Raw genomic sequence first — 23393 nt, forward strand, 5'->3', positions numbered from 1 at the left:
GGAAAGACTGCGTTTTTTCGAAGCTTTCGGCCTCACGGAGAACGGCTGTCGGCCTATATTGAATCCATCCACCGCGTTTAACGCATCGACATGTCAGGCGAGCGGCTTCTGCTCGCCCGTCACCAGATCTTCATCTCTCTATTCCGGCGGAATTAAGAACACGCTTGCCCTCGCGAGCGCGTCCGACGTGTCGCCACCATTGTCGGTCGCGTTCTTGATGCCGATTAGCCGGACCGGACGTTTATCGACGGCGACGATTCCCGTGCCGCTCCACCTCCACTTTATTTCCATCGTCTCTGCGCTTGCGGGCCGATGGGCTTAGCTGATCGCGACGCGCATACCGCCGCCATCGTTGTTTCTAACCGTTGTCGTCCGCTTTCGGCATAGCGCTGGAGGCAAACACTTTTCAACCCAAGGAGGTTTTATGAAAGTCGCTATATTGGAAGTCCGTTATGCAGGCGGTCTGGATCTGACCGATCATGTCGTGGTGCAGAAGTCATCTCGTCTCACCCTCTCGCCGCGTCTGAGTGCGTTGCTCGACATCCTAGAGAAGTCGGAGCGACAGATCAGTATGAGCGTTAAGGTAGATGGGGTCAGCTACCGAGTTGAACGCAAGCAGAACGGTGACTATGTCGTAGGCGCGAGACGTAGTTACGGCGAGCGCTGGTTGTCCAGGCTGCGACTCTTTGAGGCGGCGACTGAGTCTCAGCGGCGGCTTAATGGTCAATTCGCACACTTGCTGAGCGCCTGGGCGCTTGTCGGTGCAGGGTATTTGGTCTATGCGACGAAGACCTGGGACTTGCGCGCAATCATTGAAACAGTCTTGCTTTGCTTCACATCGCTGACGCTGTTTGTGGTTGGGCACATTTGCTTTTCGGACGTGCATAGGCCGGATCGCTAACGGGGTAGTTCACCATTAAGGTTGTCGGGTTCGCGACTTACCGGAATAGGCGGAGTGATAACCAGGCGTGCTGTAAGCGCGCCTGCGATTTTTCGTTAAGTGCAAGCCGCGCAGTAAGGCGCGGCTTGCCTCAATCGTGCGACGCGATACCATCCCTGGGACACTGCACGGCCCGGACCCACGTTCGAAGGTGCGTTACGACCAGGCAAACTAACCGCGCGTTCCGAGTCACCCAAGTCAGTTGGTACAGCACGAGTCGCTTTTAGGATGGGTTTCCAATCACATTAATCGGTGAACTGAAGAACGGAATATCTGAAATATTTCAGTACGCAAGTCAGCGCCCCCTCGCCGGACAGTCAGCTATTTAGTTAGCTTAACAAACGAACAGCCGCGGCAATCAAGTATCAAATTCCACTCATATTAAACGGCGCCACCCGAGCGCGCAGGAGAAAAGTAATGGCCGAAAAATGGCTTCCGCAGTAACAATCGAGGGGCGAGAAATCGTCGCGGACGAAATCGCCTCTCTTGCTGAAACGAAAGCGTTGAAATGTAAGCATTGCGGCGCTGCTGTCTCTTACGTGCCGCCACACACGCGCGCGAGCACGGAGGTAAGGTGCACCGGGTGAAAGGGTACTTCCGCCTGCTTCCGAAAGGCACACACGAAAAAGCGTACGTCTTCGATGTCTGCGATGACGTTCAAGTGATTGCACGTCGGTCGCTCGGCCTCTTGCAGGCGCTAGAGCGGGAACGCTATTCCTTCCGTCTCCTTGCCTTCAATGATATGCACGATTTGACTGCTCTCCGCGCGCGCGCAACGCTCGGGCAAGCGATCGACTCAACGCATGAAACCGTCCAGCATTTTTCACATGATCCGCGAAGTTTTCTATCTGCATACCTGAACACTGCAAAGAGAGTTATTTCGCTTCGCGCCATATGTGGAGGGGACAGCGTGGTGATGGACCGTCTTAAGTTGGTATTCAATGGGATGCCGGAATCTTGGAACGACTTCTATTATGAGAAAGAGCGATTTCTTGCAGCCTATCGCTGGATCGGCCAAACATCGGTTTCCTTTCCTGTCGCGCTCGTGGGCCATGTGTCCGCGATCCAGACCATCCCACGCAAGGACCGGTCCTTGTATGTTCTAAAGCTTAAGCGCCCGGCACCCACGCCTTGCGTCCGTGGTACGAATGTGCTTGGCAGGGGGGCGCCGCGCCCGAGCGTTCCAGATCGCGCCCGCCTTCGCTAGGGCCGCGTGCCGGTCGCGATGCGCCGTTCCTTATCAACCTCTTGGCACGGGCGGAAGGCGTCTGGGAGAAGCGCGGCCCAGTTTCCGCCATGCTGGCTGCGAAGATAGTCGACAGCAAGATCACCTTGAGCGATTCTGGCCTGTCGACACCGTGCTCAACAATGCAGCGAGATACCGGAAGCTCCAGCAACTTCCTAAACGCGTCTACATCGACGGAATCGCCACGATCCAGTTTCCGCGCATCGCTGCGACCGGCGGTGACGAGGGCAGTTTCGAGAACAGCGTGAACCTCGCGGTTGACGATCTGCCGGACCGCAATCGCTGGTAACTCGACTTCGGGCTCATGCGTCCATACGGGTTAGGTGCTGGCCAGTTGGCGCCAGCAGCAACCACAACCACAGGAAACGCATGTCGCCATCGACTACCTTCGCGCCGCTTACCGCCTGCGCGCAAAGCTCGCACCGCAGATCACTGTGGCGCTTGCCTTGGCCGCCATTCTCACCTATCACGCTAACAAGCCGGTCGCTGCATTGGCTCTTGAATTGACCCAAAGCGCGGGACTGAACCCACGGGCCATATCACTGATATGGCGCTTTGCGCGGGCCCCGCTCCTCTAGCTCTTTGAGGCTAAACGAGAATCCCAAAATTTTAACGTGTGACAAGTGGGGACTTTCTGCAAATTGTCACATTTCACGGCTCCGCTCGAGGATTCGATATACGCTTTGCCTCGAGAACCGAAGGAAGTTTGCGGCAGCTTTTTTGTTGCCGTTGAACTTAGCGATGGCATCACGCACCTGATCGAGGGTGATGTCGGGCGCTTTTTGCGGCACCCTATGCGTCGATAGATACGCGTTTGCAAGCGAGGGTCAGCTATGACCGGCCGCTTCGACCACCTGACGCTTCGCCTCCTCGTGCTGCGCCTTCGGCGCAAGTTCGCCCGTACCCTTACACGGCGTGGGCGAGCGGGTCCATCTGCATCGAGCCCACGACCGGGGCGGCAAGGGTATTAATGCCACAACCGAAGTCGATGGGCTCGCGGTAGAGACAGACCCTCAGGTCATCGGCGAAGCGCGGCATCAGCGACTCCTCAACGCGTCGATCATCCCCGTGAGCAGCGCCGTATCTGGTTGGCCACATTCGAGTTCAAGACTCACTCCGTTGGGCAACTGCGCCACCAGGCGTGAGGGCAACGGCGGGCGGTGCGAGGGCCGCATTGCTTCACGTCGCGTGGAGGCTGGCAAGGCTTCGGACCTCGCTGCCACGGAAGGTGCGAACTCTACGACCGGCACGAACGCCGGCACCCGGACGTCAAGAGGCCTCTGCGCGCAGTGGCACTCTAGTCGGCGCTCGCGCTGAACCCATTTTCGCAACTGGTTGGCGTTCACGCCAGCCTTGAGGGCCAGCCCGGACACCGACGTTACCGGTCTTTGGCATGCCTCGACCAACCGGCGCTTGCCCTCTGGATCAAAGCAGCGCCGGCCGCCTTCATCGATATGCGTGACTTTGAAAGGGAGGGAATCAAGACCCTACTCAGTTGGGTTCGCCAGATGCGGACGCTAACGAAGAACGGAATCATGCATGAGTCGGATCGGTCGCAGTAAGGAGCAGCGGGCAGTGCAAGGCTGCTCCATCATTTACCACTTATCTTCTTCGCCCTTGTTTCTCGGCCGATGACGGCGCAACGGAGCCAGTATGCGCTTCTCTCAAAAGCGAACGCCGCCGTTACCAACGCCTGGGTGAGAAAGCCACGCCTGTCGCTCGATTGAGCGATAGTGCCCGCATAGGGCGTCTCAAATTCGACAGGTTGCCCAGGCATCGTCGGTTCTTTTGTCGAACTTATCGCGCTTGCCTTGAAGTCAGGGACGATTGCTACCAAAGACGCGACGGTATCACGCTGTGAGCGGGCTCCTGCCACGTCGGACGTGCATTCGAACTGCCTTTGGTCTTCGTCGGAAACGCCTGTCTCGGAGAAGAGGCACGAAGGGTTAATCGACGATGAACTTGTCTCAGCTCCGGATTGAATCACCCGCGGGGCGACATTGGTGCCTGCCGCACCGGAGGTCGCAGTCGGCGCTATCTGACTGATCGGACCGCTGTTGCGCAGCGCGTCCTCGGCGAGGCGCTTAAGTAGCGCCGCTCGTTGCCTTGGATTCGAGACGGCAGACACGGCGCGAAACAAGTCTGGCGTGACAAACTCGTTGATAGTTATCTTTATTTCCAATGAAGTCGTCATGTGGTCATTCCATCGTTGGGGTTCTTCTCTTGCATCAAAGTTGCCTTGCCCGCCGCAGCAAAGACAACGCCCGAATCGAAGGGGCAGAGATTTGCCATAGCATGGATTTGTGGGTCGGGACCCTGAAGGCCGATGTTGCACTCCAAGGGCGGGCTTCGCGCCTGCGAGCACAAGGCTCTTCGGCTTGCCGTGGCTGATAGGCGCTCCAGGCTCGACAGGTCAGATCCCACTGTATCGAGGTGCAGGCACATGCGAGCAAGCGAAAGCTCTCGAAAAAGGGGTAGCTTTCGAGTTTCGTCCCTTCTTGCCGACTGACCGTCCAATGTTCGCCTCGTACCCGAAGCAGGACGTTAAAAAGAAAGAGGTCGAAGGAAGCAACCGCGTTTAGCTATCAGCACCACAACCCTGCCGGTTATCACGCGCATCCGTCGATGAGCCAGTGCCACGTGTTCACAAACCCTGCCTGGCTTGTGTGAGCAACCGTTCTCCGAAGCTATTTAAGCGGCAAGCGGCGACGTGGTGCCTAAAACGCGCGTGTTCGTGCTCACAGCAACTGCACGCAAAAATTGCGTCGCGACAACATGTACTAGCTGCGATTCGCGGGAGGGCGCTACCTAGCAGCGACACAAGGCGAAAGAGAACTTGGGAAACGGGTCATTCTCAGCGCAGTGCTGGCTGAGAAGCGCGGTGCCCCATGACGCGAGGAACCGGCAAGCGTTATGGGGTCGCAGCTAATTAGCTCTGGTAACGCGAGTCGTCGGGCTTGAAGCGGCATCCCAGCCGATAACGCGAACCGGGATGGACGAAGCGTACGAACGTGACGGCGGCATCGCCCGACCATGTGCGGCGCACGAGCGTGAGACACGGCTCGTCGGGTGCCATTTCAAGCAATTCGGCTTCGGAACGCGTGGGCAGGCATGCATCGACGACGTGTTCGATCTCATGGGCCGGCACCGTCGCCGCGAGGTATTCGGAGGGGCGCAGGATCGTGAAGTCCTGCTCGAGAAACTCAGGCGCGACGGCAGGATTCACATAGCGGTCTTCAAGACGCACCGGCACGCCGTTCTCACGATGCACGCAGATCAGGTGAAACACCGACGAACTCGGCGGCAGGCTCAGTGCGTTCGCCACGGCGGCGGGCGCGCTCTCGCGCTGCACGAGAATCGTCTCGGAAGTGTACTCGTGGCCGCGCGCACGGATTTCGTCGCCGATGTGGGCGATCATCAGCAGTGTGGACTGCGGCTTGGCCTCGGCGACGAACGTGCCGACGCCCGACAGCCGTGTGATCCAGCCCTCGGCCGTCAGTTCGCGCAGCGCGCGGTTGATGGTCATGCGCGACACGCCGAGCGAGTCGACAAGGCTTAGTTCCGAAGGGACGCGATCGCCCGGCCGCCACGTGCCCGCCTCGATCTTGCCGCGGATGTAAGTCTTCACCTGCGCGTAGCGGGCGAGCGGCGCGTCCGTCTCAGCACCGATATCGGCGGTTTCGAGGGTCTGGTGCGCCCGCTCGGCCGGCTTCGCATGCGGGGTCCCCGACATCGCGCCGCCTCCTCAGTGCCGCGCCGAGCGCACGCGCCCGAGCGTTTCGATGAAGAAATCGTTGTCGTCGCGGCTGCCTGTCGAGACACGCACGCATCGCGTGAAGTCCGGCTCGCGCCACGGTTTCACGATCACGCCCGCGCGCATCAGGCGTTGGGCAAGCGCGTCCGCGTCTTCGCGCGCGTCGAAGAACAGGAAGTTGGCGAGCGACGGCGCGCAGGCGTAGCCCATCGCCGTGAGCGCGTCGCGCATGCGTTCGCGCTCGCGGATCGTGTGCTGCACGACGTCGGCGACATACGCCGTGTCCGACCATGCCGCGAGCGCTGCGCACTGCGCCAGACGGTTGATGTTGAACGGCGTGCGCACGCGGTTCATGAGATCGGCGAGACGCGCATCTGACGCGACGGCGTAACCGATGCGCAAACCCGCCAGCCCGTAGGCCTTCGAGAACGTGCGCAGCACGAGCCACGGCGAATGCGAGTGCTCAAGGGCCGGCAAACTTGCCGCGTAGGACGGATCGACGCGCGCGTACTCGAAATACGCCTCGTCCCAGACGATCAGCGTGCCCGGCGCGACCGCCGAGAGCAGTCGCGCGAATTCGTCGCCCGAAAGCGCCGCGCCCACAGGGTTCGACGGATTGCTCACGAGCAGCATGCGCGTGCGCGGCGTGAGCGCTTCGCAAAGCGCATCGACATCGAAGCGCAGCTTGCGCATCGGCACGGCGCGCACGCGCGCGCCCGCGAGTTGCGGATAGATCACATGCAAGCCAAACGAGGGCGTGACAGTGACGACTTCATCGCCGGGCGAGAGAAACGTCTGCGCCGCCACCGCCAGCAGATCTTCTGATCCATTGCCGAACAGTATGCGCGCGGGCTCGACGTCGAGCGTCGCGCCGATCGCGTTGCGCAATGCACTGCTCGACGAGTCCGGATAGCGCGCGACGCTTTCCTCGACCGCACGCTGCAACGCCTCTCGCACGAGCGGGCTCGCGCCGCAGGGATTCTCGTTGCTCGCGAGCTTGACGACGCGCGACACGCCGAACTGTTCGCGCACGCGCTCTGCTGATGCGCCGGCATTGTAGGCAGGCAGATCGCGCACATCGGGACGCAGCGCCGCGATGAACGCATCGGTCGCGCTCATGCCGTTTCTCCTTCGCCGCCGCGCGACCAGAACGCGTTGCGGTCGAAATAGTTTTGTAGGAACTGGCGCAGACGCGGATCTCGGGCGTCGTGAAAGACTTCGCGGGGCTTGCCTTGCACGGCGATGCGTCCCTGATCGATGAACATCACCTTGTCCGCAACTTGCGCGGCGAAACCCATCTCGTGCGTGACGACGGCCATCGTCATGCCGTCGCGCGCGAGCTGCTTCATCACCTGCAGCACTTCGCCAACGAGTTCAGGATCGAGCGCGGAGGTCGGTTCGTCAAAGAGCATGATGTGCGGTTCCATCGCGAGCGCGCGCGCGATCGCCACGCGCTGCTGCTGCCCGCCCGAGAGCTTCGCCGGATAGGCGTCACCCTTGTTCGCAAGGCCCACTGTCTCGAGCATCGCATTGGCGCGCCGCTGTGCGTGCGCGCGCGGCAGGCGCTGCACGCGCAAGAGCGCCTCCATCACGTTTTCGAGCGCGGTCATATGCGGCCACAGGTTGAACTGCTGGAACACCATGCCGATGTTGCGCCGCACGCGATTAATCTCGCCCTGTGACGCGCGCACGCGCCGGCCGTTCTTCTCGCCGTAGCCGAGCAGTTCGCCTTCGATGCGCACTTCCCCCGTGTCATACGTTTCGAGCGCGGCGAGACAACGCAAGAGCGTGCTCTTGCCCGAGCCAGACGGCCCTATGATGCAGACCACCTCCGAGCGTTCAATGTCGAGATCGACGCCGCGCAGGACTTCGACGTCGCCAAAGCGCTTGCCGAGATTGCGCACTTCGATCAGCGGCGAGGACGGCGCGGGCGGCTCGATGACGGAGGACGCGGACGCGGAAGCGGAAGCGGGAAGGTCGATCATGGCATTCATCGGTTCACCTGGTGACGAGGCATAACAATCCACATGGTCCGCATGTCAGACGAGAAAGCGCGTGAGCCGTGCCTCCGCCCAGAGTCCCGCGCGCGATGCGAGTTCGACGAGCAACAGATAGCACACGCATAGCGCAAGCAGCGTCTCGACGAAGGCGAACGTCGCCGAGCCGATGCCGGTCAAGACGAACGTGAGTTCGGGAACGGTCACGATCGACAGCACCGCGGTTTCCTTACTAAGCACGATGATCAAGTTGACGATGGCGGGCACGATCAGTACGAACATCTGAGGAATCTGGATGCGCAAGACGATTTGCCAGCGCGACATGCCAAGACACGACGCCGCTTCGAGATGTCCCGGCGGCACCGCGCGAAAGCCCGAGCGGAACGCTTCGGCGAAGTACGCGCTGCCGTAGAGTCCGAGCCCGAGGATGCCCGCAGTCAGCGGTTCGAGCGTCAGCCCGAACGACGGGCCGCCGTAGTACAGCAAAAAGAGCTGCACGAGAAACGGCGTGCCGCGAAAGAGTTCGATGTAGGCGCGCAGCACGGCACGCACCCAGCGTCCGCAAAAGAGTTGCAGCAGCGCGATGGCGAAGCTGATTGCGAGGCCGAGCACGACACCGGCGATCCACGTGCCGAGCGTCGTCGCAAGTCCCGCGCCGATGGCGGCAAAGTTGTGCGTGATGACGGCGGGGTCGAACTGCTGCATGGCGTCGTCCTTAGGCGTGTTGCAGCCGCACTTCGGCGGCGTGCGCGAGGAGCGACAGCGCGCCGCAGATCACGAAATAGATGAGCCCCGCCGCGACATACGCCTCCAGCGGCCGGTACGTGCTGGCCGCGATGTTCTGCGCGGTGCGCGTGACTTCGGCGATGCCGACCACCGAGATCAGCGACGACGCCTTGATGAGCAGCACCATCTCGTTCACGAGCGACGGCAGCGTCAGCCGGAACGCCTGCGGCACGAGGATGCGGCGCAGCGTGTCAAGCGGCGGCAGGCCGAGCATGCGCGCGGCTTCAATCTGGCCCGGCGGAATGCTCATAAAGCCTCCGCGTAAGATCTCTGCGATATACGACGCCGAACACAGCGACACCGTACTGATTGCGGCGACGAGCGGCGGCACGTTGATGCCGACGAACGGCAGCAGGTAGTAGACGAGCAGCAACTGCACAAGCATCGGCACGCCGCGAAAGAAGAATACGTACGCGCCGCCCGCCGCGCGCCAGGCCCGGCTCGGCGAGAGCCGCGCCGAGCACACGCCGATCGCCACGAAAAATCCGATCACGAGCCCGGCAAGCGAAATGCCGATGGTCGCGACCGCCGCCTGCAGCAGCAGCGGGATGCCTTGCACGAAAACAGTCATGCTGAACATGGGGCCTCCGTGTTCGGACGCGTGATGCGCTGACTCAGTAGTTCGGCGTCGGCAGCGTCGGCGGGACCTGCATCGCGACGCCGAACCACTTCTTCTGCAGCGTGGCGAGGCGTCCGTCCTTGTCGAGCTTAAGGAGCGCGTTGTTGAACGCGTCGGCCAGCGGCTTGCTGTCCGCGTCCTTGCGCAGGCAATACGCGAAGTACACCTTCGCGCCGAACGGCGGCTGGACGACCGCGAACGTCTCCGGTCGCTGCTTTGCGACGTACGCGATGTTGGTCATCGAATTTGCCACCGCGACGATCCGGCCCGCCGCGAGGTCCGCGTAGGCCTGGTTGTTATCAACGTATTCGCGGATTTCCGGCGGCTTCGGCAGCGTGGCCGAGTAGACCTTCAACTGATCGAGCTGCGCCGAACCCTTACCCGCGCCGACGGTCTTGCCCGCGACATCGGACGATTGCTTGAGGTTCGAATCGTTGGCACGCTTGAGGAAGGCGTCGGTGGCATCGGCGACGGGCAGCGTGTACGCATAGCGTTCCATACGCGCTTTCGTCACCGTGATCGGGCCGCCGACCATGTCGAACTTGCCCGCTTCAAGACCAGGCAGCACGCTCGGCCAGGGCAAGTCGATGAAGCGCACCTTCACGCCGATCTCCTTGCCGATCTCCGCGAAAAGATCCTTGTTGAAACCTGCTTGCTGGCCGTTTTCGAGAAAGTCGAACGGCGCGAACTGCATCTCCGTGCCGACCACGAGTTCGCCCGCCTTCTTCACCTTCGCGAGCTGATCTTCGGCATGCGCGCACACGCTCGCGGCGCACAGGGTCAATATCAGCACTCGACTTCTCCAGCCTGCAAGGATATTCATTAGAGTCTCCAGGTAGCAAAGCGGTCGTCGCGCGTGCGGCAGACATTGGTCAGCGCGGTATGCGGGGCAGTATATACCGCGAAATTTCGATGGCCAAAAAGAAATTCTTTGCAGCTTCCTAGGTGCATGAGCATGCCGACAAGTGGCGGTCTGGTTCGCTGCGTTGCAACTTGCGGCGTTGGAATTGGCGGTATATACAACCGGAGATGCGTGATGCCGTGCGCGAGTTTTTTCGCGGGACGGCGAGCCGAACATCCCCGTCGCCACGCCGCTCCAGGAGCCAGCCGATGCCGTCAGTCACCCGAATTCCCCTCATTGATTTCAGCGGCGTGCGCGAAGGCGACGCTGCCGCTCTCGTGCGCGTGGGCCACGAAATTCGCGAAGCCTGCACGACCCTTGGCTTCTTCTACATCGTTAATCATGGTGTGCCGCAGGATGTGATCGCCGCAGCCGAAGCCGCCGCGCGCAAGTTCTTTGCGTTTCCCGTCGAAATGAAGCGGCGCGCGGCGGTGAATCATCGGCATCGCGGCTTCAATTCGCTCGGTGACGCGACCATGTATCAGGCCAAGCGCCCTGACTATAAGGAGTTCTACAGCATCGGCCTCGAGCTGCCCGAGGACGATCCCGACGTGCGTGCGGGCCAGGCGCTGCGCGGCCCGAACAACTGGCCTGACTTCATGCCCGAGCTGCGGCCGGCGCTCTATGGGTATTACGAGGCGATCGGCGAGTGCGGCAGTCATCTGCTGCGCGCCGTGGCGTCAAGTCTCGACATCGACGAGCATTTTTTCGCCTCGCGCTACACGAAGCGCATGCAGCGCACGCAAATGGTCTATTACCCACCGCAGCCGCCCCAATCCGACGAGGATCAATTCGGCGTCGCGCCTCATACGGACTACGGGTGCATCACGCTGCTTTGGCAGGACCAGGTGGGCGGTCTGCAAGTGCGTGAAATCGCGAACGACACCTGGATCGACGCGCCGCCAATTCCGGGCAGCTTCGTCGTCAATGTCGGCGATTTGCTCGCGCGCTGGACCAACGACCGATTCCGCTCGACGTTGCATCGCGTGATCAATGCGTCGGGCCAGCAGCGCTACTCGATCGCGACTTTCTACGATCCGACCTACGGCGCCATCGTCGATCCGGCCGAGCTTGGCACACCGGCGAGCGAGGTGCGTGATGCGCCGGTGGCGGCAGGCGATTACATCCTCGGGCGCATCAACGATTCAATGGGCTATCGCAAGAAACGCGCAGCTGAGCAGCAGGGCACAGCCGCATGAGCGCGCCGCTCGACGCCACCATCGCCGCGTTGCGCGAGGCCCTGGGCAACGACCGCGTGCGCGTGGGCGAAGCCATCGGGCAACGCTCGATGACCGACTGTACCGGCCATGCACCCGCGCGACCCGCAGCGCTCATACTGCCGCGCTCGACCGAAGAGGTGTCGCGCGCGCTCGCGATCTGCAACGAAGCGCGCCAGAGCGTCGTACCCCAAGGCGGCATGACGGGGCTCGCGGGCGGCGCAATCGCGCGCCCGGCTGACATCGCGATTTCGCTCGAACGGCTCGTTGGAATCGAGGAAATCGACGCGGCATCGGCGACGATGACCGTGCTCGCCGGCACCACCTTGCAGAGCGCGCAGGAAGCCGCGGCGGCGGCGGGCTTCGAACTCGGACTTGACCTCGGCGCGCGCGGCTCGTGCCAGATCGGCGGCAACCTCGCGACAAACGCGGGCGGCAATCGTGTCATCCAGTCGGGCACCGCGCGCGAACAGGTGCTCGGCCTCGAAGCCGTGCTCGCCAACGGCGCCGTGCTCAGTTCGATGAACAAGATGATGAAGAACAACACGGGCTATGACCTGAAACAGCTTTTCGTCGGCTCGGAGGGCACGCTCGGCGTTATCACGCGCGCAGTGTTGCGGCTGCATCCGCCGCGCGCGAGGCGTCACACGGCACTCGTCGCGCTCGATGGCTACGATCAGGTCGTCGCGCTATTGCGTGCGCTCTCGGCACGCTTCGGTAACGATATCGGCGCTTTCGAAATCATGTGGCCGGACTTCTTCGACTTCGGCGTTTCGCTCACATCCTCGGCGCGCTCGCCGTTTGTCGCGGCGCATTCGCTTTACGCGCTGATCGAACATGCGGGCTTCGATGCCGACCACGACGGCGAGCGCTTCGCTGCCGCGCTCGCCGACGCCTTCGACGCCGGCGCGGTGCGCGATGCGATCGTCGCGCAATCGGTGGCGGATGCGCGCGCGCTGTGGCAAGTTCGCGAGTGCACCGCGGAATTTCCGGCACGGCTCGATCCGATCAATTTTGACGTCAGCTTGCCGGTCGGCTCAATCGGCCAATTCGTCGACGAATGCCGCGCCGCGCTGGATGCGCGCTGGCCGTCGAACCGCTCGTACTACTTCGGCCATATCGGTGATTCGAACCTGCACGTGACCGTGGACGGTCATTCGGTGCCGGGCGTGCCGCATCATGAGCTCTACGCGTTCGTCTACGACATGGTCGTGCCATATCGCGGATCGGTTTCGGCGGAGCATGGCATCGGGTTGCTCAAGCGCGAGTTCCTGCCGCTCTCGCGTTCGCCCGAGGAGATCGCGGCCATGACCGCGATCAAACGCGCGCTCGACCCGAACGGCATCTTGAACCCCGGCAAGCTGATCTAGCGTGTCAGCGTTTCGACCAGAACTCGCGCTACACCTGCAGCACTTTCTCTTCGACGTCCGCGACCGGGCGGGCTCGAATCCATCGTGCGGCAATTTTGCGATCCCACCCAAGCTGTTGAGCAGTATCCATTAGCACGTAAAAAACGTTAGACGAAATGGACTACGCGAACGTGGGATCGTCGACCTCGCCTGAACACTCTTTGGCCTTGATGTCGAAAAGCGAGCACGGCAACGTCGTTCTGTGAGCAGCCGCAAAGCATCGCGTAGGAGCCCCGAGTTGGACAATACCCGCAGGCCGCACTTGAAGCCCGGGCGCGAAGACGAGTTTGACTTAAAGAAAACTGGCGTATTACGGTAGGGCTACTATCGGATGATTGCCGCGGGAACAAAATTCCGACAAGCGTGGTACCGCATGATGCATGCCGAAGAAGCCGTTAGAGACTCGTCGTCCGGACCGCTCCGCGGATACACTCGTGGCGGATGCTGTGTGCAAGGCACAGCAGGAAGCGCTGAACAGCCGTGTTCGAAACCTGGCTACAGGAACGGAAAACACGGGCTAAGGGGTAAAACGATCAACAGGTAATTCCAAGAGTGGAAGTCAATTGCCTTAAAACGGAGCGACGTACGGCTGGGTTTTGTCGAGAAGCACGGGGTCGCCAGGGCTCCGAGCCTTTCAGATTTTTAGTGTGCCGAGGTCATGAGACGATAACGGGAATAATGCCCTATGACCGAAGCAACCGTGACCAAGAAGCGCAAGATCCAGAAAGCGCCGAAGCTTTTCCCCGATGAGTTGATCGACCAACTGCTAGCGCAGTTGCAAAGCAAGGGATGCGGAGTCGATTCTCGGCGAATCGGGTTTGGCCGGGCAATTGAAGAAGCAACTGGCGAGCGCATGCTCGCGGCGGAACTGTCTCACCAATCGGAGAGCGAAGTAGATCAAGGCGTGGCTGGCAATCATCGCAACGGAAACGGGAAGGAAGCGATTGGCCGCTCGAATTGCTGGGAAATCATGGCAAACGACCCTGACGCCCTTGCGCCTTAACTTATCAATGCGTCGTGGATTGTTTGCCATTCGAGTCGAAACTCGCAATGCCTTTTAGATATATTCGAGCTGCTGGAGTTATAAAGCGGAAAAAGCTCGAAACTTTATCTACATTTTTTAGCCCCGTCTATTAGATTAACCCCGGCGATTAAAGTGGAGATCGCCGTCTTGCGAGTGCGACGCTCTGCAAATATGCATTAGGCAGGAAAGCTAGCGATCAACATCCCTAAGCATTGCCATTAATCTAGTATGTACGTGTGCGAAATGCCTCGGCCGTGAGACAAGGGTGTACCGCTTGGCCTAAGTGTCCGCCCGAGCATGTTCTCAATCCATCGTTGTTTCCATCGGTGTTTGCACGGCAAATGAGCCAGTAGTCCAGGGACACTCAATTTCCCGAACAGTTTATTCCCCGAGTCTTGGGTTGTGCATTACAGCGATAAATGAGTAGCCAAATGTGAGTGGGCCAATTTATTCAACAGCTTCCAAGTCAACGAATTGTAGCTTTATCAATATCTAACAGTTGCCGCATCAGTCATTTGCAAATTTGGCAGAGTAGATAAATGGGGCGGCGAGTTGTGAGCGTCGACGCAGAACGTCTGTCGAAAACGCGATGGCATGGGCGACCCGCATTAGCCTTATCGCGGGAGACGAGAAGAGTACAGAATATTCTGATTGGCCTCGTGGCTTTAGCTTACATGCGTACGCATACACGAGGTAGTTAGATTGATTTATTTCGTGGACCTTTGCTGATCGGTTCGATTAATCGGCTTCGCGAGGCATCTCAAGGAAGTCGTACGCTTTTACGACGTCAAACGGCGGCTTCGATATATGTTATTCATCTGCTCAAATGGTGTCATCCATGCGCTCGACTTCCGCCCTCTCCGCTGCTGCGTGTGCGGGAACGATGGCCGCAACTCCAATGACCCGGTGTCGTGACGGTAGTGTATTGGCCGTCGCGAAGGACGTGGACTCGGCAACAATGTATATTGCTCCGGTTCCGACATTGAGTTCCTTTCACTTCGGTTCGGGCCATTGTGCGAGAAGTGAACGCGTTCGAATTCCGACATGCCGAAGAGGCACTCGAGTGTCAAATAGCTATCCCGGTTCTAGATAAATGCAACCGCCCTTCTCTACACGTTCTTCGCCGCCATCGCCACTGCCGCCAACATCGGCGCGCAGGACCTCGCCACGCGCCTCTACACGGGCCCGTGGCACATCCTGCTCTCGGTATTCATCGGCACCGGCGTCGGTCTCGTCGTGAAATACGTGCTCGACAAGAAATGGATCTTCCGCTTCAAGGCGGAGAACGCGCGTCACGACGCGACCATGTTCACGCTTTACGTGACGATGGGCCTCGTCACGACGGCGATCTTCTGGGGCGTGGAATTCGGCTTCAACCACATCTTCGGAACGGCGGAGGCGCGCTACATCGGTGCGTGCATCGGCCTGGCGATCGGCTACGTGATCAAGTACCGCCTCGACAAGCGCTACGTCTTCCGCACCTTCGCCTGACCTAAAGCGAAGCCCGCTTAAACACAAAACGAGGCACATTGCGAATGATCAGCATGATGCCCCACCAGAACCACGGCGTATAAAGCACGTCCTTCTTCCTCTCGATCCCGCGCACGATATCCTTCGCGACCTTCTCCGGCGTCGCGACGAGCGGCCCCGGCAGCGGCAGACCCGCGGTCATCGGCGTGGCGACGAAGCCGGGCTTGATATCGACCACATGCACGCCCACTTTGAAAAGCCGCGCGCGCAAGCCTTCGAGAAACGCCTGCAACGCGGCCTTCGCGCTGCCATAAAGATAATTCGACGGCCGCCCGCGATCGCCCGCCACCGACGAAATCACCGCGAGCGTGCCATGCCGCTGCGCCTCGAGCCGATTGGCGATCGGCGTGAGCAGCGCGATCAGCGAGAGCGCATTGGTATGAAACTCGCGCACCGCGACGGCAGGATCGTTCTGGCAGACCGCCTGATCCGGCAGCGTACCCGACGCGACCAGCACGATATCGATCGAATCCATCTGTGCGGCACAGTCGGCGAGCATCGCGGCGTGATCGTCGAGCTTGTCGATATCGAGCCGATGCACAGCCGCCGCAGCAGCGCCGCGCGCGCTCAGATCGGCGGCGACCTGCTCCATGCGCTCCTGATTGCGCGCGACGAGAAAGAAGCGCGCGCCTTTGGTCGCCCATTCGCGCGCGAGGCGATGGCAATGGCGGATGTGGCGCCCACGATGACGATGTTCTTCATAGGCCGGTCATTCGTTTCCAGAAATGCGACAGCATCGCGGGATCGCGAAGCGATTCGAGTTGCTGCCATCGAGGATAGGCGGCGCGAAAATCGGCGCCCGACATGTGCGCGTCCTTGGCCGGATAGATGCGTCCGCCGGCTTCGCGCACGATCGTGTCGAGCGCGCCGAAGAGTGATGAGTTGCGCATCTCGTGTTGCGGAAAGTCGAGCGCGAGCGAGGTGCCTTCCATCGGAAACGACAGCAGTCCCGGCGATGGAATGTCCCCGCAACGCTTGAGCACCGCGAGAAACGAACCCGTGCCGCTCGACGAAATGCGATCGAGCTTCGCGCGTGCTTGTGATCGGCACGAGGCATCGATGCTGCTGAAAACCCGACGTCCAGTAGACGCGAGGGGGAAAGCCCAGGTCGTAGCTTCTCGATCGGTGGAAGCTGAAGTCAATGAGTTAAAATGCGAAGTTTCAATTTGCTTGAACTGGGATCTTGCTGCTCCGGCCACCCGGAAAGCTGCGCCGCGTGAGGCCTGGTAATGCGACCCGCGTTTGAGCCTGGCCGATTGCCGAAACCCATTGTCGCTTTAGGACGCCGGAGTTGGTGAGTTCGAAGCGTTTGATTCGTGTGCACGCAATGAGCGAACGCCACCGTGCGCGCGTCCGCACGCTGCTCTCGTTCGCGATAGGGGGTGATATAGGTGCCGACGCTGGCGCGCGGTACCCGAGCTGTCCAGCCCGTCGAATCAATATGACGCGCCACAATGACTTGCGTGGTTTCTCATTAAAAAATGCGTCCTACGGGTTAAAGCCATACTGACATTGGATGCACGAGCGAAGGCTGAACGCGGCTTCTGGTGGAAAGGGGCGTATTCCGGCCGAAACTGGAGCAGCTGGTATTGTCGCTGCCACGGTAATGCCCACGAAGATCATCGATGACATCATGATGGATCTACCAGCACAGTAGCAGCTGAATCATTAATCACATGAATAGCCAGGTCATCCATGTTTTCAACGGCTTTCTCAATCCTCGAGGCGGGAGCGAGCTCGAAGCGCTGGCGCTTGCCAATGAGTTGCGCAAACAAGGCGTCGTCAGATTGTGGGCGACTTCGTCGCGCAGTCCGGCCTCGCTGCGCAAGCAGCACGGCATCGAGCGCATCACGCTCTCGCGCGCGGGCGGCGGCGGTCTCGGGCTGATGCGGGACGCTTATCCTGACGGCGGCACCTATGTGTTCGTCGGCGCGCACTGGCGCAACAAGGTCTGGCCGTTAGTCATTCCCGCGCCAGAGCGGCTCATTTACGTGTTCAACACATTCCATCCGAGAATTCTGGCGATGACGTCGAGCCATCCGCTTTTGTTGCGCTGGCCGAAGACGGAATTCGTGTTCATCTCTGAGTATCAGAAGAGGCTGCTCGGTACGCGGGGCGTCGTTCATCCGTCGCCGATTGACATCGCGTATTTCACGCCCGCAAAGCAGCGCTCGCACGCGCGCCCCGTGATCGGCCGCATGAGCCGGGATACGCTCGCCAAGCACGACATCGAAGACCTGATGCTGTACCGCGAGTGGTCGGCCGATGGCGCGCACGTGAAGCTGCAAGGCGCGACCTGTCTCGCGGATCGGATCGAGACAGGTCCTTATCTCGAACTGATGCCGGAAGGCGCGATGCCCTCGGCCAATTTCATGCGCTCGCTCGATATCTTCTTTTACCGTACCGGCAGTCACGTCGAAACCTTCGGACGCGTCGTGTTCGAGGCGATGGCCTGCGGACTCGCCGTGGTCTGTCATCGGCGCGGCGGCTACGCGGACACGATTCGTGACGGCGAAAACGGCTTTCTCTTCGACACGACGGAAGAGGCGCGCCAGATCGTGCGCGAACTTCTGCTTCAACCTGCGCTGCGCGCGAAGGTCGGCGCAAATGCGCGACGCACGGTCGAAGCCCTGTACTCGCCTGATGCCCTCGCTCGCCGCTCGCAGTTTTATCACGGTCACGCAATCGCTCCCGAGACCGAATGAAATAACCGTACCAAAACAAGATGACCTTTCTGGATCGAAACGGGCCGACGCGCGAAGCGTCCTGGCCCTTGCTGTTCGCACGGGGTTCGGCGGTGCTCGCACTCGTGTCCGTGCCGATTTCCACCGCAGGCGTGAATGTCGCGACCGCACTGGTGCTTGTCTTCGCGCTTTGCTCGCCCGAGGCATGGCGCGCGTTGCCGAGACTCGTCACGTCCCCCACGAGTATTGCCGCCGTCGCGCTTTTCGCGGCACTCGGCGCGAGTCTTCTTTACACCACGGCGCCGATGAAAGAGGCGGTCGATGTTCTGCTGAAGTATCGCAAGTTGCTGCTGCTGCCGATTCTCTTCCTCGTGTTTCACGGCAGCGACGACCGCTCGAAATGGGGCCGTGTGGCGATCTGGGGCCTTTTTGCCGCGCTCACGCTCGCGATGGTGCTGACGTACACGAACTTCCTCGGCTGGACTTCGGTCGGCCCCATGCACGACACGCAAGGACCGATGAGCCGGTCTTGGGTGTTCAAGGATCACATCTCCGGCGGGCTGCTGATGGCCTTCCTCGTGTATCTGTCGATGGCGCTCGGCAACGCGGCCGACAAGCCCGTCTGGCGCTGGCTCCTCTATCTGACCTCGCTTCTCGCGCTCTTCAACGTGCTGTTCGTGCTGCAAGGCCGCACCGGCCAGGTCGTGGCGCTTGTCTATGTCGTCATGTACGTGATGTGGCGGCTCGTGCAGCTGAGCAGGGCGCGCGCAGGGCGCATGCGCGCCGGCGCGACGCTCGCCATCGTGGTCGCCGGCCTGGCGTTCTCGTATCACGAGTTCATGCCCAGGGATTCGCGTCTTGCCGATACCGGCCAGGAAATCGCGAACTTCAGGGACAAGAACGTGGTCACGTCCGCGGGCGTGCGTCTCGAGTTTTATCGCCGGAGCATCGAGTTGTTCGAGCACCGGCCGGTCGCGGGCTATGGCGTGGGCAGTGTTCTGTCCGAGTTCGAGCGTCTCGTGAAGAACGAGACGGGTGGGCGGGCCACCGCGGCAGGCAATCCGCACAACGAGTTTCTGCTGATGGGCGTGCAGCTAGGCATCGTTGGCATCGCACTCTTCGTGTGGTTGCTCGTCGCGCTGTACCGCGAATGCCGGCGCGTAGATCCTCTTTCGCGCACGCTCGTCTTCGGATATCTGATTGCATTCACGGTAGGCTGTCTCGCGAACTCCCTGCTGCTCAACTTCACTGAAGGCTGCTTCTTCGTGCTGCTGAGCGGAATCGTCATGTACACCGGGCGCGCGCTAGGCGGATCGACGGCGCCTTTGCGCGAATCGCCCTGACCATGCAACTCGCCCTGCTCTACACCTTCTTCGCCGCCATCGCGACTGCCGCCAACATCGGCGCGCAGGACCTCACCACGCGCCTCTACACCGGCCCGTGGCACATCCTGCTCTCGGTATTCATCGGCACCGGCGTCGGTCTCGTCGTGAAATACGTGCTCGACAAGAAATGGATCTTCCGCTTCAAGGCGGAGAACGCGCGTCACGACGCGACCATGTTCACGCTTTACGTGACGATGGGCCTCGTCACGACGGCGATCTTCTGGGGCGTGGAATTCGGCTTCAACCACATCTTCGGAACGGCGGAGGCGCGCTACATCGGTGCGTGCATCGGCCTGGCGATCGGCTACGTGATCAAGTACCGCCTCGACAAGCGCTACGTCTTCCGCACCTTTGCCTAACCTAAAGCGAAGCTCGCTTGAACAGAAAGCCAGGCACATTGCGAATGATCAGCATGATGCCCCACCAGAACCACGGCGTATAAAGCACGTCCTTCTTCCTCTCGATCCCGCGCACGATATCCTTCGCGACCTTCTCCGGCGTCGCGACGAGCGGCCCCGGCAGCGGCAGACCCGCGGTCATCGGCGTGGCGACGAAGCCGGGCTTGATATCGACCACATGCACGCCCACCTTGAAAAGCCGCGCGCGCAAGCCTTCGAGAAACGCCTGCAACGCGGCCTTCGCGCTGCCATAAATATAATTCGACGGCCGCCCGCGATCGCCCGCCACCGACGAAATCACCGCCAGCGTGCCATGCCGCTGCGCTTCGAGCCGATTGGCGATCGGCGTGAGCAACGCGATCAGGGAGAGCGCATTGGTATGAAACTCGCGCACCGCGACGGCAGGATCGTTCTGGCAGACCGCCTGATCCGGCAGCGTACCCGACGCGACCAGCACGATATCGATCGAATCCATCTGTGCGGCACAGTCGGCGAGCATCGCGGCGTGATCGTCGAGCTTGTCGATATCGAGCCGATGCACAGCCGCCGCAGCAGCGCCGTGCGCGCTCAGATCGGCGGCGACCTGCTCCATGCGCTCCTGATTGCGCGCGACGAGAAAGAAGCGCGCGCCTTTGGTCGCCCATTCGCGCGCGCAGGCGATGGCAATGGCGGACGTGGCGCCCACGATGACGATGTTCTTCATAGGCCGGTCATTCGTTTCCAGAAATGCGACAGCATCGCGGGATCGCGAAGCGATTCGAGTTGCTGCCATCGAGGATAGGCGGCGCGAAAATCGGCGCCCGACATGTGCGCGTCCTTGGCCGGATAGATGCGTCCGCCGGCTTCGCGCACGATCGTGTCGAGCGCGCCGAAGAGTGATGAGTTGCGCATCTCGTGCTGCGGAAAGTCGAGCGCGAGCGAGGTGCCTTCCATCGGAAACGACAACAGTCCCGGCGATGGAATGTCTCCGCAACGCTTGAGCACCGCGAGAAACGAACCCGTGCCGCTCGATGAAATGCGATCGAGCATCGCGCGGACCGCATCGCGCGCGCTCGCCGCCGGCACGACGCACTGATACTGCTGAAATCCCGACGGCCCGTAGATGCGATTCCATTCGAGCAGGCTGTCGAGCGGATAGAAATATCCGTCGTAGCCGACGCGCGAAATCTCGATCGGCTTGCGCTGCTTGCGGTAATACAGTTCGTTGAACGCGCGCAGCGTGAGGCCGTTGATGAGCGACACGGGCGGCGTGAACGGCACGCGGCGCTTGTTGCGTTGCTCGACATCGAGCGAGCCGTGAATCGCATGATCGCCCGCCATGAAAATGCCGCGTCCGAGCGCAGGCCCGCGGCTCGCGCAATCGACCCACGCGACGCAGTATTCATGCTTCGCGTCATACTCCTCCGACAGATCGAAGAACTCGTCGAGCTTGCCGAAGCGGATGCTCGTCACGTCGATGAGACTCGTACGGATCGGCATCAATGAGAACTCGGCCCACAGGATGAGACCGGTGAGCCCGAGGCCGCCGATCGTCGCATTGAACATGTCCGTGTTCGATTCGGGCGAGCATTCGATCAGCGTGCCGTCGCTGCGCGCGAGGCCGAACGCGCGCACATGCCGCCCGAACGTGCCGCGCACATGATGATTCTTGCCGTGCACATCGTTGGCGATGGCGCCGCCCAGCGTCACGTACTTCGTGCCCGGCGTGACCGGCAGCATCCAGCCGCGCGGCACCGCGATCGCGAGGATCTGCTCGAACGTGATGCCTGGCTCCGCGCGCACGATGCCGCGCGTCCAGTCGGCGCTGATGATGCGATCGAGCGCGAGCGTCTGGAACACATGATTCGAACTGGCGAGGCAGACGTCGCCGTAACTGCGGCCATTGCCGAACGCGAGCGTCGTGCCGTGCGCGCTCTGCACGTCGTGCCAGCGCGTCTGCGCTTCGTCGCGCCAGTGCGCGGCGTGCGCCGTCTGCGGCAGATGCGGGTAGCGGCCCCAGGAGAGCAGATCGCTCATCGGTCAGATCGCGAGCCAGAACGCGACGCCGCACAGCGCGACGACGAGCAAGCTCATGCGATCGCGCGCCGCGAACACGATGGGATCGTCGTTCATTCTGCCGCGATGCGTGATGACCCATGTCCGGCTGAACCAGTAGAGCATCAGCGGACAAACCATCCAGATGAATTGCGGATGCCGGTAAAGCATCGTGGTGCGCTCGTCCTGGATGTACAGCGCGAGCACGAGCACAGAGATATAGCCCGACGACGTCCCGAGCGACGACACGATCGAGAGATCGCTCGCCAGATAGCCGCGCCCGCGGGCGCTGTCGCGTCCGGCCTTCATCATCGCGTGAAGCTCGGTGTAGCGCTTCACGAGCGCGAGGCTCAGGAACGCGAACATCGAAAAAGCCAGCAGCCAGAAAGTAAGCGGGATGTGGATCGCCGCGGCCCCGGCGACGATGCGCGTCGTGTAGAGCGCGGCGAGCACGACGACATCGATCATCACCTGGCGCTTGAGCGCGAGCGAATAGGCGAGCGTCAGCACGTAATAGCCGAGCAGGGCCGCGTTGAACTTCCACGACAGGAACGTGAGCGCGATCGAGAACGCGGCGGCGAGCAGGACAGGGCAGAGCGCCACGCCCCACGCGAGCGGCATCGTGCCGGCGGCGAGCGGGCGCTTGCGCTTCACCGGATGCTGTCGGTCGTCCTGGAGATCGAGCAGATCGTTGAGCAGATACACGCTCGACGCGCACAGCCCGAACGCGAAGAACGCGAGCACCGCGAACCCGATCGCAGTCGGCGATTTCAACTGATGCCCCGCCAGCAGCGGCACGAAAATCAGCACGTTCTTCAGCCACTGATGCAGGCGCAGCGACTTCGCCCAGACCTTGAGCGTCGGCTGGCGACTCTCGAAAACCTGTTCGATGTTGTCGTGTTTCGACGCCGCGCGCATCACGCCCGCATGCGGGTTGACTACGTACGCGCGATCGGCAGCGGCCCAGACGGCGATGTCGTCGCGCGAATTGCCGACGTAGTCGAAACCCTTCTCGCCATACTCCGCGACGAGCCGGTCGCGCTTGCGATGCGAAGAGAGGTTCACATGCTCGTCGGTAGCGAACACGCGATCGAAGATGCCGAGATGCTCCGCGATCCGCTGCGCGAACGTCTCATGGCTCGCCGTGGCGAGCGCGATCGTGCGGCCCGCGGCGCGCATCTCCCGCAGCCAGTTCACGATCTGCGTGTTGTAGGGCAGCGTCGTGACGTCGATGCTCACATGTTCAGCGAGCCGCGACTTCAGTGCGGGCTTGCCGCCGCTCGAGAGCCATTGCAGCGGTTTATAGAATCTCTGCGGAAACGATCTCAGGAAGGCGAATCCGCTCTCGACGAGAATGTCGGAGTGGATCAGCGTTCCGTCCAGATCGACGACAATGGGCTTGTTCATACAATTCACGTCAGGTGATCGGTTAAGCCCACAGCGCGTCCAGTCCGGACCAAAGGAAAGAC

General features: G+C 61.2%; 22 protein-coding genes and 3 pseudogenes. 10 read left to right on the forward strand and 15 right to left on the reverse strand.

The window, feature by feature from the left end:
- Nucleotides 1-424 precede the first annotated feature (424 nt).
- The 3 genes from PQR08_RS07535 to PQR08_RS07545 all read left to right on the forward strand — a co-directional run bounded on the left by PQR08_RS07535 (nt 425) and on the right by PQR08_RS07545 (nt 2475).
- The gene (locus PQR08_RS07535; protein WP_408161211.1) at nt 425-901 is read left to right on the forward strand and encodes a hypothetical protein; all 477 of its coding nucleotides are present in this window, start codon (nt 425-427) and stop codon (nt 899-901) included.
- A gap of 613 nt (nt 902-1514) precedes the next feature.
- The gene (locus PQR08_RS07540) at nt 1515-2147 is read left to right on the forward strand and encodes a hypothetical protein (RefSeq protein WP_408161212.1); all 633 of its coding nucleotides are present in this window, start codon (nt 1515-1517) and stop codon (nt 2145-2147) included.
- A gap of 151 nt (nt 2148-2298) precedes the next feature.
- A complete protein-coding gene (locus PQR08_RS07545; protein ID WP_408161213.1) occupies nt 2299-2475 on the forward strand; it encodes a hypothetical protein in 177 nt (58 codons plus the stop codon).
- A 355-nt stretch (nt 2476-2830) separates the two neighbouring features.
- On the opposite strand, the gene PQR08_RS07550 is transcribed toward PQR08_RS07545, so the two are convergent.
- The 10 genes from PQR08_RS07550 to PQR08_RS07595 all read right to left on the reverse strand — a co-directional run bounded on the left by PQR08_RS07550 (nt 2831) and on the right by PQR08_RS07595 (nt 10165).
- Nucleotides 2831-2977, reverse strand: a complete 147-nt coding sequence (locus PQR08_RS07550; RefSeq protein ID WP_408161214.1) for a helix-turn-helix domain-containing protein — start codon at nt 2975-2977, stop codon at nt 2831-2833.
- A 115-nt stretch (nt 2978-3092) separates the two neighbouring features.
- A complete protein-coding gene (locus tag PQR08_RS07555; protein ID WP_408161215.1) occupies nt 3093-3224 on the reverse strand; it encodes a hypothetical protein in 132 nt (43 codons plus the stop codon).
- Nucleotides 3224-3640, reverse strand: coding sequence for an IS66-like element accessory protein TnpA (gene tnpA, locus PQR08_RS07560; protein ID WP_408161243.1), 417 nt, complete (start codon nt 3638-3640; stop codon nt 3224-3226). The genes PQR08_RS07555 and tnpA overlap by 1 nt, the downstream gene beginning before the upstream one ends.
- 137 nt (nt 3641-3777) lie before the next feature.
- Complete coding sequence (locus PQR08_RS07565) at nt 3778-4380, reverse strand: hypothetical protein (protein WP_408161216.1); 603 nt, start codon at nt 4378-4380, stop codon at nt 3778-3780.
- A 735-nt stretch (nt 4381-5115) separates the two neighbouring features.
- The gene (hutC, locus tag PQR08_RS07570) at nt 5116-5919 is read right to left on the reverse strand and encodes a histidine utilization transcriptional repressor HutC (protein ID WP_250483972.1); all 804 of its coding nucleotides are present in this window, start codon (nt 5917-5919) and stop codon (nt 5116-5118) included.
- 12 nt (nt 5920-5931) lie between these two features.
- Nucleotides 5932-7059 (reverse strand): histidinol-phosphate transaminase, encoded by a 1128-nt coding sequence (gene hisC / locus PQR08_RS07575; RefSeq protein WP_408161217.1) that lies wholly within the window; start codon nt 7057-7059, stop codon nt 5932-5934.
- Nucleotides 7056-7934 carry an amino acid ABC transporter ATP-binding protein gene (locus PQR08_RS07580; RefSeq protein WP_284508977.1) on the reverse strand — a complete coding sequence of 293 codons (879 nt, stop codon included), beginning with the start codon at nt 7932-7934 and terminating at the stop codon, nt 7056-7058. The genes hisC and PQR08_RS07580 overlap by 4 nt, the downstream gene beginning before the upstream one ends.
- A 45-nt stretch (nt 7935-7979) precedes the next feature.
- Nucleotides 7980-8642 (reverse strand): amino acid ABC transporter permease, encoded by a 663-nt coding sequence (locus tag PQR08_RS07585; RefSeq protein ID WP_408161218.1) that lies wholly within the window; start codon nt 8640-8642, stop codon nt 7980-7982.
- A 10-nt stretch (nt 8643-8652) separates the two neighbouring features.
- Complete coding sequence (locus PQR08_RS07590; RefSeq protein WP_250483970.1) at nt 8653-9303, reverse strand: amino acid ABC transporter permease; 651 nt, start codon at nt 9301-9303, stop codon at nt 8653-8655.
- Between the two features lie 34 nt (nt 9304-9337).
- On the reverse strand, nt 9338-10165 hold the full coding sequence (locus PQR08_RS07595; protein ID WP_250483969.1) for a transporter substrate-binding domain-containing protein: 828 nt from the start codon (nt 10163-10165) through the stop codon (nt 9338-9340).
- A gap of 287 nt (nt 10166-10452) precedes the next feature.
- On the opposite strand from PQR08_RS07595, the gene PQR08_RS07600 reads away from it, so the two are divergent.
- The 4 genes and pseudogenes from PQR08_RS07600 (at nt 10453) to PQR08_RS07615 (ending at nt 15384) form a co-directional block, all read left to right on the forward strand.
- Nucleotides 10453-11442, forward strand: a complete 990-nt coding sequence (locus tag PQR08_RS07600; RefSeq protein ID WP_250483968.1) for an isopenicillin N synthase family dioxygenase — start codon at nt 10453-10455, stop codon at nt 11440-11442.
- Complete coding sequence (locus tag PQR08_RS07605) at nt 11439-12830, forward strand: FAD-binding oxidoreductase (protein WP_250483967.1); 1392 nt, start codon at nt 11439-11441, stop codon at nt 12828-12830. Before PQR08_RS07600 ends, PQR08_RS07605 begins: the two co-directional genes overlap by 4 nt.
- Nucleotides 12831-13554: 724 nt before the next feature.
- Nucleotides 13555-13815: pseudogene (locus PQR08_RS07610) on the forward strand (IS256 family transposase); the annotation flags it as partial.
- Nucleotides 13816-14982: 1167 nt separating this feature from the next.
- Nucleotides 14983-15384, forward strand: coding sequence for a GtrA family protein (locus tag PQR08_RS07615; protein ID WP_408161244.1), 402 nt, complete (start codon nt 14983-14985; stop codon nt 15382-15384).
- A 1-nt stretch (nt 15385) separates the two neighbouring features.
- On the opposite strand, the pseudogene PQR08_RS07620 reads toward PQR08_RS07615, so the two are convergent.
- Both PQR08_RS07620 and PQR08_RS07625 read right to left on the reverse strand, forming a co-directional pair.
- A pseudogene (locus PQR08_RS07620) lies at nt 15386-16125 on the reverse strand (SDR family oxidoreductase).
- Nucleotides 16122-16548, reverse strand: a pseudogene (locus PQR08_RS07625) (FAD-binding protein); the annotation flags it as partial. The pseudogenes PQR08_RS07625 and PQR08_RS07620, both read right to left, overlap by 4 nt.
- 551 nt (nt 16549-17099) lie before the next feature.
- On the opposite strand from PQR08_RS07625, the gene PQR08_RS07630 reads away from it, so the two are divergent.
- Genes PQR08_RS07630 through PQR08_RS07640 form a run of 3 tightly spaced genes read left to right on the forward strand, consistent with a single transcriptional unit; the run spans nt 17100 to nt 19851 of the window.
- Complete coding sequence (locus PQR08_RS07630; protein WP_250483981.1) at nt 17100-18128, forward strand: glycosyltransferase family 4 protein; 1029 nt, start codon at nt 17100-17102, stop codon at nt 18126-18128.
- A 20-nt stretch (nt 18129-18148) separates the two neighbouring features.
- Nucleotides 18149-19450, forward strand: a complete 1302-nt coding sequence (locus tag PQR08_RS07635) for an O-antigen ligase family protein (protein ID WP_408161219.1) — start codon at nt 18149-18151, stop codon at nt 19448-19450.
- Nucleotides 19451-19452: 2 nt separating this feature from the next.
- The gene (locus PQR08_RS07640) at nt 19453-19851 is read left to right on the forward strand and encodes a GtrA family protein (RefSeq protein ID WP_238288431.1); all 399 of its coding nucleotides are present in this window, start codon (nt 19453-19455) and stop codon (nt 19849-19851) included.
- 1 nt (nt 19852) lies between these two features.
- On the opposite strand, the gene PQR08_RS07645 is transcribed toward PQR08_RS07640, so the two are convergent.
- From PQR08_RS07645 to PQR08_RS07655, 3 genes are read right to left on the reverse strand one after another with little or no spacing between them, the layout of a single operon-like run.
- Complete coding sequence (locus tag PQR08_RS07645; RefSeq protein ID WP_408161220.1) at nt 19853-20593, reverse strand: SDR family oxidoreductase; 741 nt, start codon at nt 20591-20593, stop codon at nt 19853-19855.
- On the reverse strand, nt 20590-21906 hold the full coding sequence (locus tag PQR08_RS07650; protein ID WP_408161221.1) for an FAD-binding oxidoreductase: 1317 nt from the start codon (nt 21904-21906) through the stop codon (nt 20590-20592). Before PQR08_RS07650 ends, PQR08_RS07645 begins: the two co-directional genes overlap by 4 nt.
- Nucleotides 21907-21909: 3 nt before the next feature.
- Complete coding sequence (locus tag PQR08_RS07655) at nt 21910-23331, reverse strand: UbiA family prenyltransferase (protein ID WP_408161222.1); 1422 nt, start codon at nt 23329-23331, stop codon at nt 21910-21912.
- Nucleotides 23332-23393 lie beyond the last annotated feature (62 nt).

Origin of the sequence: Caballeronia jiangsuensis, assembly GCF_046030135.1 — a bacterium.
Classification (GTDB): domain Bacteria; phylum Pseudomonadota; class Gammaproteobacteria; order Burkholderiales; family Burkholderiaceae; genus Caballeronia; species Caballeronia jiangsuensis.